General features: G+C 38.7%; 15 protein-coding genes. 7 read left to right on the forward strand and 8 right to left on the reverse strand.

Features of this window, described 5'->3' with window-relative positions; genetic code table 11:
* The gene (locus HDE68_RS20990; RefSeq protein ID WP_183884197.1) at positions 1-747 is read left to right on the forward strand and encodes an SDR family NAD(P)-dependent oxidoreductase; all 747 of its coding nucleotides are present in this window, start codon (positions 1-3) and stop codon (positions 745-747) included.
* Here the strand turns inward: HDE68_RS20990 and HDE68_RS20995 are convergent, their stop codons facing one another.
* Together HDE68_RS20995 and HDE68_RS21000 are read right to left on the reverse strand one after the other, a co-directional pair.
* Positions 748-1,800 carry a response regulator gene (locus HDE68_RS20995; protein WP_183884198.1) on the reverse strand — a complete coding sequence of 351 codons (1,053 nt, stop codon included), beginning with the start codon at positions 1,798-1,800 and terminating at the stop codon, positions 748-750.
* Positions 1,797-3,047: a PAS domain-containing sensor histidine kinase gene (locus tag HDE68_RS21000; RefSeq protein WP_183884199.1), complete on the reverse strand. Its 1,251-nt coding sequence runs from the start codon at positions 3,045-3,047 to the stop codon at positions 1,797-1,799. The genes HDE68_RS20995 and HDE68_RS21000 overlap by 4 nt, the downstream gene beginning before the upstream one ends.
* Positions 3,048-3,553: 506 nt before the next feature.
* Here HDE68_RS21000 and HDE68_RS21005 point away from each other — a divergent pair.
* The 3 genes from HDE68_RS21005 (at position 3,554) to HDE68_RS21015 (ending at position 5,483) form a co-directional block, all read left to right on the forward strand.
* Positions 3,554-3,790, forward strand: a complete 237-nt coding sequence (locus HDE68_RS21005; RefSeq protein WP_183884200.1) for a hypothetical protein — start codon at positions 3,554-3,556, stop codon at positions 3,788-3,790.
* An 80-nt stretch (positions 3,791-3,870) separates the two neighbouring features.
* Positions 3,871-4,065, forward strand: a complete 195-nt coding sequence (locus HDE68_RS21010; protein ID WP_245952870.1) for an SHOCT domain-containing protein — start codon at positions 3,871-3,873, stop codon at positions 4,063-4,065.
* Positions 4,066-4,100: 35 nt separating this feature from the next.
* The gene (locus HDE68_RS21015) at positions 4,101-5,483 is read left to right on the forward strand and encodes an NAD-dependent succinate-semialdehyde dehydrogenase (RefSeq protein WP_183884201.1); all 1,383 of its coding nucleotides are present in this window, start codon (positions 4,101-4,103) and stop codon (positions 5,481-5,483) included.
* Positions 5,484-5,593: 110 nt separating this feature from the next.
* Here the strand turns inward: HDE68_RS21015 and HDE68_RS21020 are convergent, their stop codons facing one another.
* Positions 5,594-6,115: a ferritin-like domain-containing protein gene (locus HDE68_RS21020; protein WP_183884202.1), complete on the reverse strand. Its 522-nt coding sequence runs from the start codon at positions 6,113-6,115 to the stop codon at positions 5,594-5,596.
* A gap of 136 nt (positions 6,116-6,251) precedes the next feature.
* On the opposite strand from HDE68_RS21020, the gene HDE68_RS21025 reads away from it, so the two are divergent.
* The 3 genes from HDE68_RS21025 to fumC all read left to right on the forward strand — a co-directional run bounded on the left by HDE68_RS21025 (position 6,252) and on the right by fumC (position 12,303).
* Positions 6,252-7,115 carry a universal stress protein gene (locus HDE68_RS21025; RefSeq protein ID WP_183884203.1) on the forward strand — a complete coding sequence of 288 codons (864 nt, stop codon included), beginning with the start codon at positions 6,252-6,254 and terminating at the stop codon, positions 7,113-7,115.
* Positions 7,116-7,267: 152 nt separating this feature from the next.
* Positions 7,268-10,819 (forward strand): chemotaxis protein CheB, encoded by a 3,552-nt coding sequence (locus tag HDE68_RS21030; protein ID WP_183884204.1) that lies wholly within the window; start codon positions 7,268-7,270, stop codon positions 10,817-10,819.
* Positions 10,820-10,899: 80 nt separating this feature from the next.
* Complete coding sequence (fumC, locus tag HDE68_RS21035; RefSeq protein WP_183884205.1) at positions 10,900-12,303, forward strand: class II fumarate hydratase; 1,404 nt, start codon at positions 10,900-10,902, stop codon at positions 12,301-12,303.
* 50 nt (positions 12,304-12,353) lie between these two features.
* Here fumC and HDE68_RS21040 read toward each other — a convergent pair whose 3' ends face one another.
* From HDE68_RS21040 to HDE68_RS21060, 5 genes are read right to left on the reverse strand one after another with little or no spacing between them, the layout of a single operon-like run.
* Positions 12,354-13,391: a pesticidal protein Cry7Aa gene (locus HDE68_RS21040; protein ID WP_183884206.1), complete on the reverse strand. Its 1,038-nt coding sequence runs from the start codon at positions 13,389-13,391 to the stop codon at positions 12,354-12,356.
* A gap of 22 nt (positions 13,392-13,413) precedes the next feature.
* Positions 13,414-13,845 carry a universal stress protein gene (locus tag HDE68_RS21045; protein WP_183884207.1) on the reverse strand — a complete coding sequence of 144 codons (432 nt, stop codon included), beginning with the start codon at positions 13,843-13,845 and terminating at the stop codon, positions 13,414-13,416.
* Between the two features lie 46 nt (positions 13,846-13,891).
* Positions 13,892-14,902, reverse strand: a complete 1,011-nt coding sequence (locus HDE68_RS21050) for an MlaD family protein (RefSeq protein ID WP_183884208.1) — start codon at positions 14,900-14,902, stop codon at positions 13,892-13,894.
* A 6-nt stretch (positions 14,903-14,908) separates the two neighbouring features.
* Positions 14,909-15,652, reverse strand: a complete 744-nt coding sequence (locus HDE68_RS21055; RefSeq protein ID WP_111636050.1) for an ABC transporter ATP-binding protein — start codon at positions 15,650-15,652, stop codon at positions 14,909-14,911.
* 6 nt (positions 15,653-15,658) lie between these two features.
* Positions 15,659-16,429: an MlaE family ABC transporter permease gene (locus HDE68_RS21060; RefSeq protein ID WP_183884209.1), complete on the reverse strand. Its 771-nt coding sequence runs from the start codon at positions 16,427-16,429 to the stop codon at positions 15,659-15,661.
* Positions 16,430-16,542: the final 113 nt, after the last annotated feature.

Below are 16,542 nucleotides of genomic sequence, written 5' to 3' on the forward strand. Positions count from 1 at the left end.
ATGAGAAAATTAGAAAAAAAGGTGGTATTCATTACCGGTGGAAATTCAGGTATAGGAAAAGCTGCTGCACTTGAAGCTGCCAGGGAAGGTGCGATTGTTGTCGTGGCCGACCTTGAAAGTAAGGACCACATGGAAACGCTTACTGAAATAAAGGCACTTGGAGCCAGAAGTATGTTTGTCCCAATTGATGTGTCAGATGTGGAGAGCGTTAAATTGGCAATTCTTACGGCTGTAGCAGAATTCGGTAGATTGGATGTAGCTTTTAACAATGCAGGTATAGGCGGTACTTATTCGGGAATACATGATATGCCAGAGGCCACTTGGGACAGGGTGATCGCTGTAAATTTAACTGGCCAGTTTTATTGTGTCAAGTATGAACTGCAACAGTTTTTGAAACAGGGCGGAGGGGTAATTGTAAATATGTCTTCTCTTGGTGGATTGAAAGCAGAACATGGTCTGGTACCTTATACAGCAGCCAAACATGGTGTATTAGGCATTACCAAAAATATAGCGGTTCAATATGCTGCACAGCACATCAGGGCAAATGCACTATGTCCCTATTATGTGGAAACTCCTTTATTGGCTGAAGTTCCTGATGCCACCCATCAGGCATGGATTGATGGAACCCCATCTAAACGTCTTTGTACACCTGAAGAAGTGGCTAAAGCTTTTATTTACCTGGCTTGTGATGACTCCAGTTATTGTAACGGCACACAAATTATTCTGGATGGGGGAGTGATGGCTTAATTAGTTCTTCATTTTCGTAAGCCTTTCCACATCCAGTACCATAATGGTTATTCCTTCACGTTCAATTAATTTTTCGTTTCGGAAATCTGACAAGGTCCTGCTTACCGTTTCAGTAGCCATACAGGCCATTGCAGCTAAGTCTTCCCGGGTAATGCTTAAGAAATCACTTTTTATAATCTGCTGATGGTACAGGCGAAGAATGGCTCCGGCCATTTTTTTTCTTACTGAATCGTAAGCTAGTTGGAGGAGCTGTTCTTCTTTTTCCCGGTTATCATTGGATAAAAGATGAATGAATTTTCTCGCTACTTCAGGATAAAGATTGATGACTTTTTCAAGTTCTTCAACAGGGATCAGACAGAGTGTGCTATCCTCTATTGCGGTGGCAGTATCAGTATAATTGCTTTTTCCTAAAATGGTATTGATGCCAAGGTATCCCCCAGTTGTATACATGCCTGTCATCAATTCACGGCCATCCAGCGAAAGTTTAATGGTTTTGATCTTACCCTGGATGATCAGATACAGACCTTTGCCATGATCTCCTTCATAATAAACAACTTGGTTTTTTCTGAATTCGCGGCCTTTATGGCCTGCTATGATCTTTGAAAATTCTGCCAGACCATCAGTTTTGGCAACCAGTACTTTGAATTCATCAGCTGTATTTTTATTTTGGAGTTGCAGATGGGCTTTTTTTCTTAGCCTGACCTCAATGGCATTAAGCAGTTCAATATCATCAAAAGGCTTAGTTAGATAATCGTCAGCACCCATCTCCATTCCCTTACGAAGATCATGGTGATCAGCTTTGGCAGTCAGGAAAATGAAAGGAATTGCCGAAGTCTCTGAGTATTTATTGAGCATATACAAAACCCCATATCCGTCAAGTTCAGGCATCATGATATCGCAAAGGATGATATCGGGAATATGTTTTAAAGCCATTTCTAAACCCATCTTGCCATTGTCAGCTTCAAAAACAGTGTATTTGGCCATTTCAAGGATCTCAACTATGTTCCCCCTTATGGCGTCGTGATCTTCAATGATCAATATTTTTTCGTTCATGATTGTGGAAATGTGAGGGTGAAAAGTGTACCCCGGTTAATTCTGCTTTTGAAATCTACTTTACCATTCATCAGATCGGTATACCTGGAAAGTATACTTAATCCAAGTCCATTACCGGAGATCTTTCCTGTGTTATGGGCCCGAAAAAATGGTTCACAAAGATGTTTCTGGTCATCAATAGGTATCCCTATGCCATTGTCGCAGATTCTGATGGTGCAGTTGTTTTCATTGATTTTGGTATAGAATTGAATGGAGCTTTCTTCACCGGAATATTTTATAGCGTTGTCAATAAGTATAACGATACAGTTTTTTAACAAGGTCTGATCTAGTGTGATCATTGATTCCGTGCCTCTGTGCACAAAGACTATTTTTTGTCTTCCCTTTAAAGCGATCTGCATTTCTTCAGTAATTTCTGCGGCGAATTCGGCTAGATTAAAATGGTTGAATTTAGTCTGTACCTTTCCGGAATCTAATTTTTCAAGGGAAAGAAAATCGTTTAAGATGGCAGTAACATTCAGTACAGCATCTTTTATTTTATCTACATGTTTACTAATATTGGGGTTGTCAAAAGGAAGCGCATGACGTTCAATAAGTGAGGCAGAAAGCTGTACCATACTCAATGGTGTACGGAATTCATGTGATGCAATAGAAACGAACCGACTTTTAAGCTTACCTAATTCTTGTTCTTTTGCCAGGGATAAGTTCAGTTCCCGTTGTGTCTGTTCTAAAGTAAAAACGGTATTGTGTAAGTTTTCAAGCGACTGGTTCAATTCTGCCTTGGTTTGCTCTAGGGCATCAACAGTTTCCCGAAGGGAAAGCGTTCGCTCCTGTACCTGATCTTCCAGTAAAGCTGCATAATCATGGAGTTTTGATTCGGCTTCTTTTTCCCGGCTCAGGTCATGAATAAAACCTGCATAAATGATCCTTCCTGAGTATTTAACCTCACTGACACCCAAACGAAATGGAAACTGACTCCCGTTTTTTCTTAAGCCTGTCAATTCTCTCCCGACACCAATAATACTGGCCTGACCAGTTTTTTTATAGCGGAAGAGGTAACCATCATGGTTCATCCGATCTTGTTGTGGCATCAATATAGAGATGTTTTTTCCAAGAATTTCCTGTTCAGTATAGCTAAAAAGTCTGCAGGCTGAGGGATTAATGGACTCAATGATCCCCTGGTCATCAATAGTAATCAGACCGTCTATCGCATTATCGATAATCGCTTTAAGCAGAACGGAATTTTCCATAAAATTGGGGTTACAGATTAAATTAATCTGTTCTATACCTACAATCTGATGATCATTTTGTTTTAATTATCTGATGGCCGATGATGGGCGTCACCATTTGACTGGTGGCTGATCATGTCTGAGAAACATCTCAATACCGAAATTTGAATTCAAACAACTGTAGATCAACTCAGGTTCGAAATTGGTAGATAAAAAAATGGATCAGTCAAATTGCTGATAAGTGATCCGGCAGGTGAACTTTCATTATACAAAGACATCAGTTATCTTAACTTGGATGACATTCCTGAAATCAAGAATTGGAAATGGAAAATGAAATAAAGTATCCATTAGAACTAGTTCCGCTTTAAGTACGTAAAGCTTTTTCTGGTAAGGTTGGGTTGATCTGATGACGAGTATCTTATATGGAGATGATTAACATCATTTCCAATGTTGGTGATTAAATAGACCTTTATTATCTAATTGAGATAACTAAAATACAATAATTGCTATTTAAAATGACAATGAATATGATATACTTCACTGAAAATCAAAAATCTTTATTCGAGAATATTGGAATAATTCATTATGAAGAACAGATGTTGCGGTCTGAGGAGAAGTTTAGTATATGGGAAAGTAAAAGTTTCCCTGAACGACAGTCTGTTTTCAAAAAGGTGAGTATGCTTCGTCGGTATTCTGAAGATCTACTATCCGATTGGGTTGCCGAGCAGATGGACATCTTATTAGCTAAAAGTGTTGCGGGCTGAATTAAATTAAAAGCTTGTTCAGGGATATTTTAAAATAATAATTAAATAAAATCATGGTTTATACAAATCTTTTTTTTGGAATGGACATCATTTGGTGGTTCATCTGGCTGATCATGTTGGTATGGATATTTCTTGTACCCTATGATATTCCTGGCCAACGGAATAAAAAGGAGCGGCCACTGGATATTTTACAGAAAAGATTTGCCAGAGGCGCAATTGATCTTAAGGAGTATCAGCGAAATAAAGCTGTTCTGGAAAAAGACGCTACTCAATAGTAATGGTTACACAATTCAAATAAATAATCTACATTATGGCTATACAGACCATTAATCCTTTTAGTAACGAGCTTATTAAAAGTTTTCAGGAAATGTCCCCAGAGTTAGTGGCAGACGAAATTTCTATCGCTGACGAAACTTTCCAAAGCTGGCGCAAAACCAGTTACGTACAAAGGGCGGAACTCTTACACGGTGTTGCAAAATTGATGCGTGAGCAGAAAGACCAATTATCTAAATTGATCACATTGGAGATGGGTAAATTAATTGCTCAAAGTTATGGTGAGATCGCACTTAGCGCCGATATTATAGACTATTATGCTACAAATGGGGAAGCATTTTTGAGTGACCAAAAGTTGGAAACTGAATTTGGTGAAGCTTATATTAAGAGCACTCCAATTGGTGTACTTCTTGGGGTTGAACCTTGGAATTTTCCCTTTTATCAGGTAGCTCGCTTTGCTGCACCTAACATTATGGCAGGTAACGTCGTTTTAGTTAAACATGCTTCCAACGTTCCTCAATGTGCATTGGCAATTCAAGAATTGTTTGTGCAGGCTGGAGCACCAAAAGGTGTGTATACCAATTTATTTGTCAGTGGGACTCGCATAGAAGATGTGGTAGCAAACCCAAGGATTAAAGGCGTTTCCCTTACAGGAAGTGAGGTTGCTGGTGCAAGTATCGCCACTGCTGCCGGAAAGTTTCTGAAGAAGTCGGTGCTTGAACTTGGTGGCAGCGATGCCTTTATTGTTTTAGAAGATGCGGATTTGGATAAGGCTGTTGATTGGGCTGTTGTTGGACGGATGAACAATACAGGGCAGTGCTGTGTAGCCTCAAAACGAATTATCGTGTTGGAAGTTGTTGCTGATGAATTTTTGGATAAGTTCAAGGCTAAACTGAGTGGGTTGAAAGTTGGAGACCCAATGGATGAGGCGACCGAGTTAGGACCTTTAAGCTCAGAGGGAGCCGTCATTCAGTTGGTTGAACAAGTACAGCGGAGTGTAAGAGCTGGTGCGAAGATATTGTTAGGTGGTAAATTAATTGATCGTAAAGGTGCATTTATTGAGGCTACCATTTTAGGAGATATTAAACCTGGAATGGCTGCGTATCATGAAGAATTATTCGGGCCGGTTGCTTCCTTTTACAGGGTGAAAAATGAGCAGGCGGCGATTGAGCTGGCCAATGATTCACCTTTTGGATTGGGAGGAAGCATCTTTACCAATGATATCGAAAGGGGGAAACGTTTAGCTGAACAGCTAGATACAGGTATGGTATTTATCAATCATCCAACCTGGACTCAGCCTGATTTGCCTTTTGGTGGAACTAAGGGGTCTGGATACGGAAGAGAGTTGTCTAGTCTTGGTATACAGGAATTTGTCAATAAAAAATTGATTCGGATCAGCAAATTAACAGATCCTTTTTAATCGCCAGCAGGGATGCTCAGACATTTTGGGGCCAAAAGGACCCGTTAGTGAAAGGAAAAATAAAAAATGCCTTTGGAAAACCTCCAAAGGCATTTTTATGTAGAAAACACTTATTGCGCCAGATTCAAGGGCGTCATTGCATGGATATTGATTTCATAACTGGCCAATTGTGTCAGCTCATCATCAATGTGTTTTTCGTTTACCTCAGATTCGTAAAAGACGTTTGCGAATTCCAAAAGGCCTAACAGTTTGGCAAATGCTGCCGCTGTTCCATAACTGCTAATCTTAAAGTGGCAGATTGACTGGATTCCAGCAAGTACACAAGCGTCCTTAATTTCAGGATTATTGCAGGCTTCTAGTTTTTCATCGATAGACTTAATGAATGCAAGCATGATCATGTTTGTCCTGTTAACCGAAAGAATCTTTTCCTGTTCAAGAAAAGTGTCCATTCTCTGTAAGTGTTGACTGGTAAAACTGATGTATTTTTTTAAGATCATCTTTAGTTGCATGGAGCTGGCTATATTCGCCCATTCGAGGAGTTTTCTTTTCAATTCAATTTCTGCACTTGAAAATTGTGATGTGTTCAGGTCGAGTAGATCCTGAAGATTATTGATGCTTAGTTTTGCTTCCATTTCTTGTTTTTTTAAGATAAATAAAGCTAGCTTGATTTGTTCCTTTCATTGATGATCATTGTCATCAGAAATGATGTTCCTGCGCAAGGAAATAGTAATTTCTATTGCTCACCTTTATAACTTCAACGAAGAGGAAATGAACAATCTATTGGTACTGACTGATTTTTCTAAGTCCGCAAAGCATGCGGCAGTTTACGCTTGCAGCCTGGCTAAGCAAATACAGGCTAAAATAATTCTATGCAATGTTGTCATTGTTCCGGCAGAGGTTCCTCTTGCGGGTTTTGTAGCCTGGCCCTTAGAAGAATCTGATGTTCTTTTAAAGGAAAGTGAAGTAGAATTAAAAAAGCTAAAAATGCAATTGGAAAAAATGGATGATTACCCAATTCCCAATTCTGATATCAGCTTTAGAAGTGATCCAGGGATACTACTGGATGTGGTAAAGGATATATCAGCTGAAATCCAAATAGATTTTGTAATCACTGCTGCACATGGAAGTGGTTTAGGTGCATTTCTACTTGGAAATCATAGCAGAGGTTTGATTGATGATATTGGAACAGCACTTTTTATTATTCCTCCAACGTCGAAAATTGCCCTAATCCAAAAGATTGCTTATGCTACAGATTTTGAAGATCCAGATCATGAAATGAAATTCATCAGAAAGCTGATCGCATTGGCAAATTTACTCAAAGCTGAGGTATTTATCACGCATGTATATAAAGAAAGTGACGTTAGTCCAGCTTTTTATAAGTCTGTTCAGCAAATCATGTTGGATATCTCCTGTGAAAATGATTATCCTAAGATTCATTATAAGGCTATTAAAAATGTAAGTAACAAAAAAGGGTTGGACTGGTTGATGGCTCACGGCGACATGGATCTGTTAGTTATGGTTCATCATGCCCAGGGTTTTTTAGATAGAATAATTCGGGGAAGTCTGACTCAAAAACTGGCAGGGTCTGATGCAATTCCATTACTCGTGTTCAAGAAAGCTCCTGCCCCATAACCAATTTAAAAATTAACCCTACTTTTAAGTAGTTATTTCTTTCTGAAACATTTTCTTCTTTTGTGTGTCAATTATTTCTCTTAAGTTTTCTAATAAGCTTTATTAACACCTTGAACCATGAAAAAATTATTGTCTTTTAACCTGATGTGGTTATGAATGAACCTGAATATATTATTGCAATTGGTGCGTCCGCCGGTGGCCTGGATGAAATCAATTCTTTCTTTGATCATACTCCTTTAGATGGAGTATCCTATATTGTTGTTCAACACCTTTCAGCTTCTTTTAAAAGTAGAATGGTTGAAGTGCTTGCTAAACATAGCAAGCTGGTTGTAGAAGAGGCTACTGACGGTAAGCTCGTCGAGTGTAATCAGGTTTACCTTATTCCGCACGATAAATATATGACCATTGAAAATAACAGGTTGTATTTAAGAGATAAGGAGGAAGCAAAGGGGGCACATCTGACCATCAATATATTTTTTAATTCTTTAGCTGCGGATTGTGGGAGAAAAGCAATCGGTATTATTCTTTCTGGCTTAGGAAGCGATGGATCTGAAGGACTTGTTGCTATTAAAAATGCTGGTGGAATGATAATGGCCCGAAATCCGGAAACTTCCGCTTTTCCCAGTATGCCATCCAAGGCCATTGCTACGGGAATGGTAGATTTTGTATTGGAGCCCGCAGCAATGCCTGGTGCAATAGAAGATTACGTAAAACACGAGGGAATTTTGCAAGCCGAGAGTTACAATGATGAGGTAAGCCTTAAGGCTATAGTTGAATTGATCAGACAGCAGTCTCCTCTTGATTTTTCAGATTATAAATCCTCTACCATATTAAGGCGCACCAAAAGGAGGGCAGCCTATCACGATTTTACCAGCCTGACAAAATACCTGGCATTTTTAAAGTCCTCGCTGGAAGAAATTGAGGCACTATCAAAAGACTTTTTGATTAGTGTAACGTCTTTTTTTAGAGACAAGGAAGCTTTTGAGTATATAAGACATAATATCCTACCTGGTATATTAAAAAAACTTAAACCAAAGGAAGAACTCAAAATTTGGGTAGCAGGTTGCGCGACAGGAGAAGAGGTGTATTCACTAGCTATTCTTATTGCCGAACAATTGACAGGTGAACTGGAACATATTATAGTGAAAATATTTGCTACCGATATTGATAGTACGGCATTAGTTCATGCAGGTAAGGGTGTGTATCCAAATGATATTGTTAAAGACGTGTCAGCTGAGCGATTAAAGAAATATTTCTTAAAGGAAGGTAATCACTATAGAATTAAGCCAAAACTTCGTAAAATGGCAATTTTTGCACAGCACGATTTGGTTAAAAATCCGCCATATTGTAATATGCATTTTATCAGTTGTCGTAATCTGCTCATTTATATGGCGCCGGTATTGCAAAAAAAGATATTTAGCATGTTACTCTTTGGACTTAAAATGGATGGTTATTTATTTCTGGGATCAAGTGAGAATCCGATGTCAATTATCCAGAACCTTGAAGTCGTAAATAAACAATATAAATTATATAGGAATATCAAGTCAAAAAGAATCGTGAGTTTCGATGCTTTTTCAATGCCAGATTCCGTAGAGGTGAGAAATAAGTCTACTTATACCAGTAACGAGCAGGTGACTAATGATCCGCTACAGTCGCTTGCCGAGATGATGCATACCAACCTTGCTGATGAACAGGATTACCTGGTGGTATGTGTAGATGAAAACAAAGAAGTCATCAAGTCTTATGGAGACACGAGCAAATATTTGCTTCCAAAACACTTTACATCTAATTTGGAGAAACTATTACCAAAGAAATTGGCAATGGTATTCAATATGCTAAGTAATAGTGTGTTAAAGACAAATCAAATAGCCCGTTTGAATGGTATAAAAATTAAAATGGCAGATTCGTTTGTCCATGTGAATCTAGTGGTTAGTCCTCTGGTTAGCAAAAGAAAGGAACAAAAGCTTTTAATGGTCACTTTTACAGCAGGCAAACTGGCCAAAAGCTCGAAAAGAGAGATTCAGGGTTTTGATGAGGATGTTTTTCAGGATCAATATACACTTGACCTGGAACAGGAGTTAAAAGAAATAAAAGAGAAACTAAGCTCTGCTTACGAGCAACTGGATGCTTCCAATGAAAATATGCAGTCCTTTAATGAAGAAATGATTTCTGCCAATGAAGAAATGCAAAGTACCAATGAAGAGATGCAGTCCGTAAACGAGGAATTGGATACTATTAATTCTGAGTACCAGTTGAAGAATAAGGAACTACTGGAAATTAACGATGATCTGAATAATTACTTCAGGAGTAATGTTAATGGGCAGTTATTTATTAATAATGACCTGCTTTTAATGAAATTTTCTCCTGGTACAGTCAAACAAATCAATTTACTTGAAACTGATATTGGGAGGCCACTGAATCATATAACCACTAATATAAAGTTTGAAACCCTCATTGAAGACGTTAAAAATGTGTTGAGTAAAGGTAATGTCATCACCAAGGAGATTGAAACCAATAATGGAAAATGGTACCAGGTGATGACCATGCCTTATGTGCGTCAATCTGATCAGAAGAATAGTGGTGCGATCATTACTTTTAATGATATTACCGAATTGAAGAAGACTCAGTTGGAATTGGATATCAGTAATAAAATGCTTGGAATGAGTATAGATTCTGCTGAATTGGGTACTTTTTCAATTCATGTTGGAACACGGGCATTTCAACCATCCGTGCATTTTAAAGAAATTTTTGGCTTTTATTCAGAGCAGGTACTTAGCTACGAGGCTGTCGTTGAAAGAATTGAGGAGGAACACAGGGATAAATTCATTAATGCTATTGAAGCTAGTCTTAACGGTGGTGATAAATGTGATCTGGAATTTCCTTTTCGAAATTTTCATGATAACCAGTTACACTGGGTTAGAATATTAGGTAATCTTTCCTATAACAATGAGAAAAAACCGGAGTACTTTACAGGTGTATTAAATGACATTACCGCACACAAACAGGATGAACTTAGAAAAAATGATTTTATTGCAATGGTAAGCCATGATCTGAGGACACCGCTTACTTCGATCCAGGCATACATGCAATTAATCACTTTAAAAGTTAAAAAAGTTGAAGATACACTTATTAACACTTCACTGGGAAGGGTAAATGCAGCTGTCAAAAAAATGAATACCATGATAAACGGTTTTCTAACCGTTTCTGGTTCAGAGGAGGGGCAAATTCATTTAGAACTGGAGACTTTTGAAATGAACATTTTAATTAATGAAATTGTCGAGGAATCACGTTTTATAAATTCAGGAATTCAGATCGCCTTTGTTGAGGGGGCAGAATTGTCCTTGAAAGCGGATCGAGATAAAATTGGTCAGGTGCTCAATAATTTTCTTAATAATGCGATTAAATACTCAAATGATGAAAAGCTGATTGAGGTCTCTTCAATAGAGTTTAATGGAATGGCTCAAGTTTGCGTGAAAGATAAAGGTATAGGCATAAAGTTACAGGATCAGGAGAAATTATTTGATCGTTATTATCGGATAAAACGCCTGGATACTAAATCAATACCTGGATTTGGCTTAGGACTCTATTTATCGGCTGAAATCATCAAAAGACATAATGGTAAGGTATGGGTGGAGAGTGAAATTAATAATGGATCATCTTTTTACTTTAGCCTGCCTCTAGCATATATTTCGTCCGTTGATTAAAATCACCAATAGTCTTGATTGGTGTCATGGTACACCAAGCGAAACCTCGGCATCTTTACGGTATACTTAAATAAAAGAATATGTCCGTAATAGAAAGAATTGAACACGATAGCATGGGCGATGTTCAGGTTCCTTTAAACCGTTATTGGGGTGCTCAGACAGAGCGTTCAAGAAATAACTTTAAGATTGGCCCAAAGGCGTCTATGCCGGAAGAGATCATTGAAGCCTTTGGTTTCCTCAAGAAAGCAGCAGCCTATGCTAATAAAGACTTAAATGTGCTGTCAGCAGATAAAAGAGATCTGATTGCAAAGGTCTGTGATGAAATTATAGATGGTAAGCTCTTCGGGGAATTTCCATTGGTCATCTGGCAGACCGGTTCAGGAACCCAGTCGAACATGAATGCCAATGAAGTTATCTCCAATCGGATCCATGTACTACAGGGGAATGACCTGGGAAAAGGTAAATTATATGTTCATCCGAATGATGATGTTAATAAATCGCAGTCCTCTAACGATACCTTTCCAACGGCCATGCACATCGCCGCCTATAAGATATTGGTGGATGTAACCATCCCCGGTATTGAAAAACTAAGAGATACATTAAGGCTAAAATCAGAAAACTTTAAGAATGTAGTTAAAATAGGGCGTACCCATCTGATGGATGCAACCCCTTTAACGCTCGGTCAGGAAATTTCGGGTTATGTTTCTCAATTGGACCACGGACTGAAAGCTTTACATCATACCCTAGATCATCTTTCAGAACTCGCACTTGGTGGCACTGCTGTCGGTACCGGAATGAATACCCCTGTTGGGTATGATATTGTTGTCGCAAAGTATATTGCAGAATTTACTGGTCTCCCGTTCCGAACAGCGGATAATAAATTTGAGGCACTTTCTGCCCACGATGCCATAGTGGAAAGTCATGGTGCATTAAAACAGATCGCGGTTTCACTCATGCATATTGCCAACAATATCCGCATGTTGGCTTCAGGACCCAGATGCAGTATAGGGGAAATACATTTGCCGGAGAATGAGCCGGGTTCCTCGATCATGCCCGGCAAAGTCAATCCAACTCAGAATGAAGCAGTAACCATGGTTGCGGCTCAGGTAATGGGTAACGATGTTGCCATTACCGTTGCGGGGTCAAACGGGCAGTTTCAGCTCAATGTATTCAAACCGGTAATGGCCGCCAATTTTCTACAGTCTGCCCGGCTTATAGGGGATGCCTGCTATTCATTTAATGAACACTGCGCACTTGGCATTGAGCCAAATTATGATGGTATCAAAAAACACCTGGAAACCTCACTGATGCTCGTGACAGCGCTAAATCCACACATCGGATATGATAATTCCGCAAAAATTGCAAAGGCTGCACTAGCGGATAATAAATCATTGAGGGAGGCTGCTGTTGGCCTTGGTTTGTTAACCAATGAACAGTTTGATCAGTGGGTTCGTCCCGAAAATATGATCGGAACAATCAAATAGCAAGGTTTTATATCCGAAAGATGAATTATCAATTTAACAAAGCACTCATACTAAAGGATAGTAATCCTAAAAGTTGAGAGCTCTGCAAGGAGTGCACTTAAATTAACAGAGGCACAGGCTATTTGTTCATCTGCTGCCCCATAATAGATATAAAGTGTATCTCCAAAGATTGCAGTGCCAGAAGGAAAACATACACTATCGACCTCACCAGATAATTCCCATGCTGTTTCAGGTTTAAATAATGGATAGGGTAGACGTGCTATCTCTTTTTCAGGGTTTTCAAGATCCAGCAGGGCTGCACATGCAGAATATACGTATCCTTTTGTCGTATCATGTACTCCATGGTAAATCACCAACCAGCCTTCTGTTGTTTCTATCGGTGGACACCCTCCACCGATATAACTTATTTCATGATCATATTTTGGAGTCAAAAGGATATTGTGATTAAAGTTTAACAGGTAGTTCGTCCAAAACAAGTTATTCAGATCCGATAATTCATTTACACTGGCAATTTGTATATCTGGTTTGATGCGGTGAAGAAAGTAAAGTTGATTATTTATTCTTCTGGGGAAAAAAACGAGATCCTTATCCCAAACAAGAAGTCTTGTATTCATGGTGATAATGGTCTTGTCGTGAGCAAACCTGGAATATTTTTCATTGAGTTTACATTTATGCTGTGCAAGGGATTTGAATTCAGGAAACGAAATTACAGGTACAATTATGCCATGTCGTTTAAAGGTTTTTAAATCCAAAGATGTTGCCAGTGAGCCCATGGCATTGAATCCGTCAAAAGCGGTATAAGTTAGATAGTAGCATCCATCGATTTTTACGATCCTCGGGTCTTCGATTCCCCTGGATTCTGTGTCACCCATCGGGGTGAGAATTGGAAGATTGAGTCTTTTTGTAATTTCTAACGGCCCGTTCAGCTGACAAAAGCCAATGGTTGAATAATTCTTTTTACTTACCGCCCTGTAAAACATATAGACAAGATTTCCCTGTTTAATTACTGCGGGATTGAGCACAGCTTGACTTTCAAAGTCCAGCGGAGTTTTCCTTAAAATAACCCCTTCTTTTTTTACTAGTATCAAAATTTTTGGCTTTAGTAGTCCGTTAATTACTCACTGGAATTACAATTAAGGTTTTCTTTGAGTGCCTGATTACATCCTCAGCAACACTACCAAGAAGTAAATGAGGTAATCCTTTTCTGCTATGTGTGCCCATAATTATGATATCAGCCCCCCATTTTTCGGCCGTTTCAATAATCACTTTGTAAGGTGTACCTTGTTCCACAAAGCTTTTAATTGGAAAGTCTTTGAATATCTTTTCAATTACATTGATCTGACTGCGATTTAAATTGTGCTCCATCATATCATCTAGTTCCCTGGTCGTTGCAGGATCCTGATCTGTTATACCATCTGGATCTACAATACTGACCAGAGCTACTTTTGAGTTGAACTGTTTAGCTAACTGCAGGCCACTCAGGGCAACTATTTCCGAACTTGGATGACTGTCAATTGCGATTAGGATTTTATGAAATTCCATTTGATCTGATTTTCTTAATATAATTGATATGGGGAAATCTAGGGTGTTATTTCTTTTGAGAACTTTTCAGTAATTCCGATTGTTCTTCTTTCTTTTTGCTGTCAAGTTTTCTAAAATATCCCCTGAATAGAAAGTTATGTTTTAAAGCTTCCATGTTCTGATTGAAACCGTCTGTACCCTTTTGAAGATTTTCTATTGTAAGGCTTATGTTTTTGGCCGTTAAGGAATCCTTTAGCAGTGTGTTAAGAGGCCCTTTTCCATTGGTTAGCTCATGATTTAAATCTTTTACCATGGTATTCATTTGGTTGGTCATTTGATTGGCATTGACACCGGCAGCTTTGATCTGTACAATCGCATCCTTCAACGTACTGGCCATTGAGGTATCAGTCAACAAAAGACCAGCAGTTCCTTTGCCTTTTTTGATGTCATTAACCAGATGGTTTAGCCCTATTGTCATTTCATTGGCATTGCTGGTTGTTTTGTAAATATTTTTCAGGGAGGCCTTCAAATTAATACCAATAGATTGGTCGTTAATTAATTTTAAAATTGCACTGCTGTCTATCCGCAAAACTGTTCCTTTTAGAACTTCTGAAATACTGGCTACATTGTCATTGGTCTTAGATAATTTTGCAATGATTTCATCCATGTTGGCCGTGTTCTTTACCTTGAGCAAATCACCTTCTTCGACCTTTTTACTAATTCCTTTCACCGGGCTAATATTAACCACTTTATTGCCCATGAGACCTTCAGTTCCAACAGCTGCTAATGCATTTTTATGAATGAATGATTTTACTTTGCTATTGATTTGCATTGTAACCTCGATAGTACTATCGTTGATTAGTTCAACTTCTTTAACCGTTCCTGCTTGCAGGCCAGAGAAGAGCACATTATTCCCTTTTGTTAAACCATTTAAATTAGAGAACCGGACCTTCAGTCTAAAGTCATTGCCAAATATGTTGTTGTTTTTACCAATGATAAAAAAGGCGAATATCATGAGCACTAATGCTGACAATACAAATGCCCCAAGTTTGATATTATTTGCTTTTGGATTTCTCATGCTATTTTATTCGAAAAATTGTTTAATATTTTCATCTGTCGATTGCTTCAATTCTTCATACGTTCCTTTGGTATAACATTTACCTTCCAGTAAGAGTACAACTAAATCAGCCGTATTTTTTACACAGTTCATATCGTGCGAGATGATGATGGAAGAGCTATGGTTCTTCTTCTGGAGTTTAAGGATCAGATTTTCTATTTCCCTTGAGGTAACCGGATCCAGACCTGTGGTAGGCTCATCATAAAGTATGACTTCTGGACGTAGAATCATGGTTCTGGCCAGGGCAACACGCTTAAGCATTCCTCCTGATAACTCCGATGGCATCATATCCATGGTGTGCAGCAGATCTACATTTTCGAGTGCCTCATTAACCAGTCTTTCAACTTCTTCTTTAGTGATGTCAACCCAGTGCCGGAGTAGAGGGAATTCCAGATTTTCGCGGATTGTCATTGAATCATAAAGTGCATTGCTCTGAAACAAAAAGCCGATTTTGGACCTGGCCTGATCTAGTTCATCTTCATTCATTTGAGATATGTTTCCCTTAAAGACGAGAATACTTCCGCTATCAGATTGTAATAAGCCAATAATGCATTTGATGAGGACAGATTTACCTGAGCCTGATTTTCCCAGGATGACGACATTGCTGCCTTTTTCTACCGTCAAATTAAATCCATCTAATACCTTTTTGTCTCCAAAAGCCTTCACAAGATCTTTTATAACAATTACAGGTTCTTTTATCTCCGTTTCCATGATCTGTTAATTAAGTCCCATTAATTCAGTGATTTGCACCGCTAGTAGGTCAATGATGAATATCATCACAGAGGATAAAACGACCGCTGAATTAGCCGATATTCCAACTCCTTGTGTACCCTTAGTTGAATTAAAACCTTTGTAACAACCTACAATGCCTACTGCAAAACCAAAGAATAAGGTTTTAATAATAGCTGGCAAGACATCACTAAAATCCAGGCTTTTAAAAACCTGCAGGAAGAACAGATCAAAACTAGTTACTGATCTGATATTCACGCCCAGATAAGCTCCAAATAAGGAAATGGCATCTCCAAGAATAGTCAGTAGTGGCAGCATTAATGTGGTGGCTAAAACACGTGTTGCAACAAGATATTTAAAAGGTTTTATACCACTAACTGTCATCGCGTCTATTTGCTCGGTTACTTTCATCGAACCTAGTTCAGCACCGATGCTACTGCCAATCTTTCCGGCAAAAATTAAAGCCGTAATCACCGGACCAATTTCCCTGACAATTGCCAGACCAACCATAACTGGCAGCTGCGATTCAACCCCATAGTCTACCAGGGAAGGCCTTAATTGCATTGTGAGTACTAGTCCCATAATAAAAGCAGTAAGTCCAACTAAGGGTAATGAACGATAGCCAATGATGTAACATTGGTTAGAGAGCTCCTTATTCTCATATCTGGGTTTTATCCCTACCGAAAAGAACCGTGCTGTGAAACGTGCTATATTTCCGGTTTCATCCAGAAAGTTTTTAAAGCGAATAACTAATGACATATTGATAAAGGTAAAGGATGTGGAAAGGGCTCGCCATGACAGCAACCCATAACCAAATGATCCTAATCATCATATTTGTTGACCAAGGTCATAAAAGTTAAAAAGTTGGATGT

The sequence above is a fragment of the Pedobacter cryoconitis genome (assembly GCF_014200605.1).
Lineage (GTDB): Bacteria > Bacteroidota > Bacteroidia > Sphingobacteriales > Sphingobacteriaceae > Pedobacter > Pedobacter cryoconitis_B.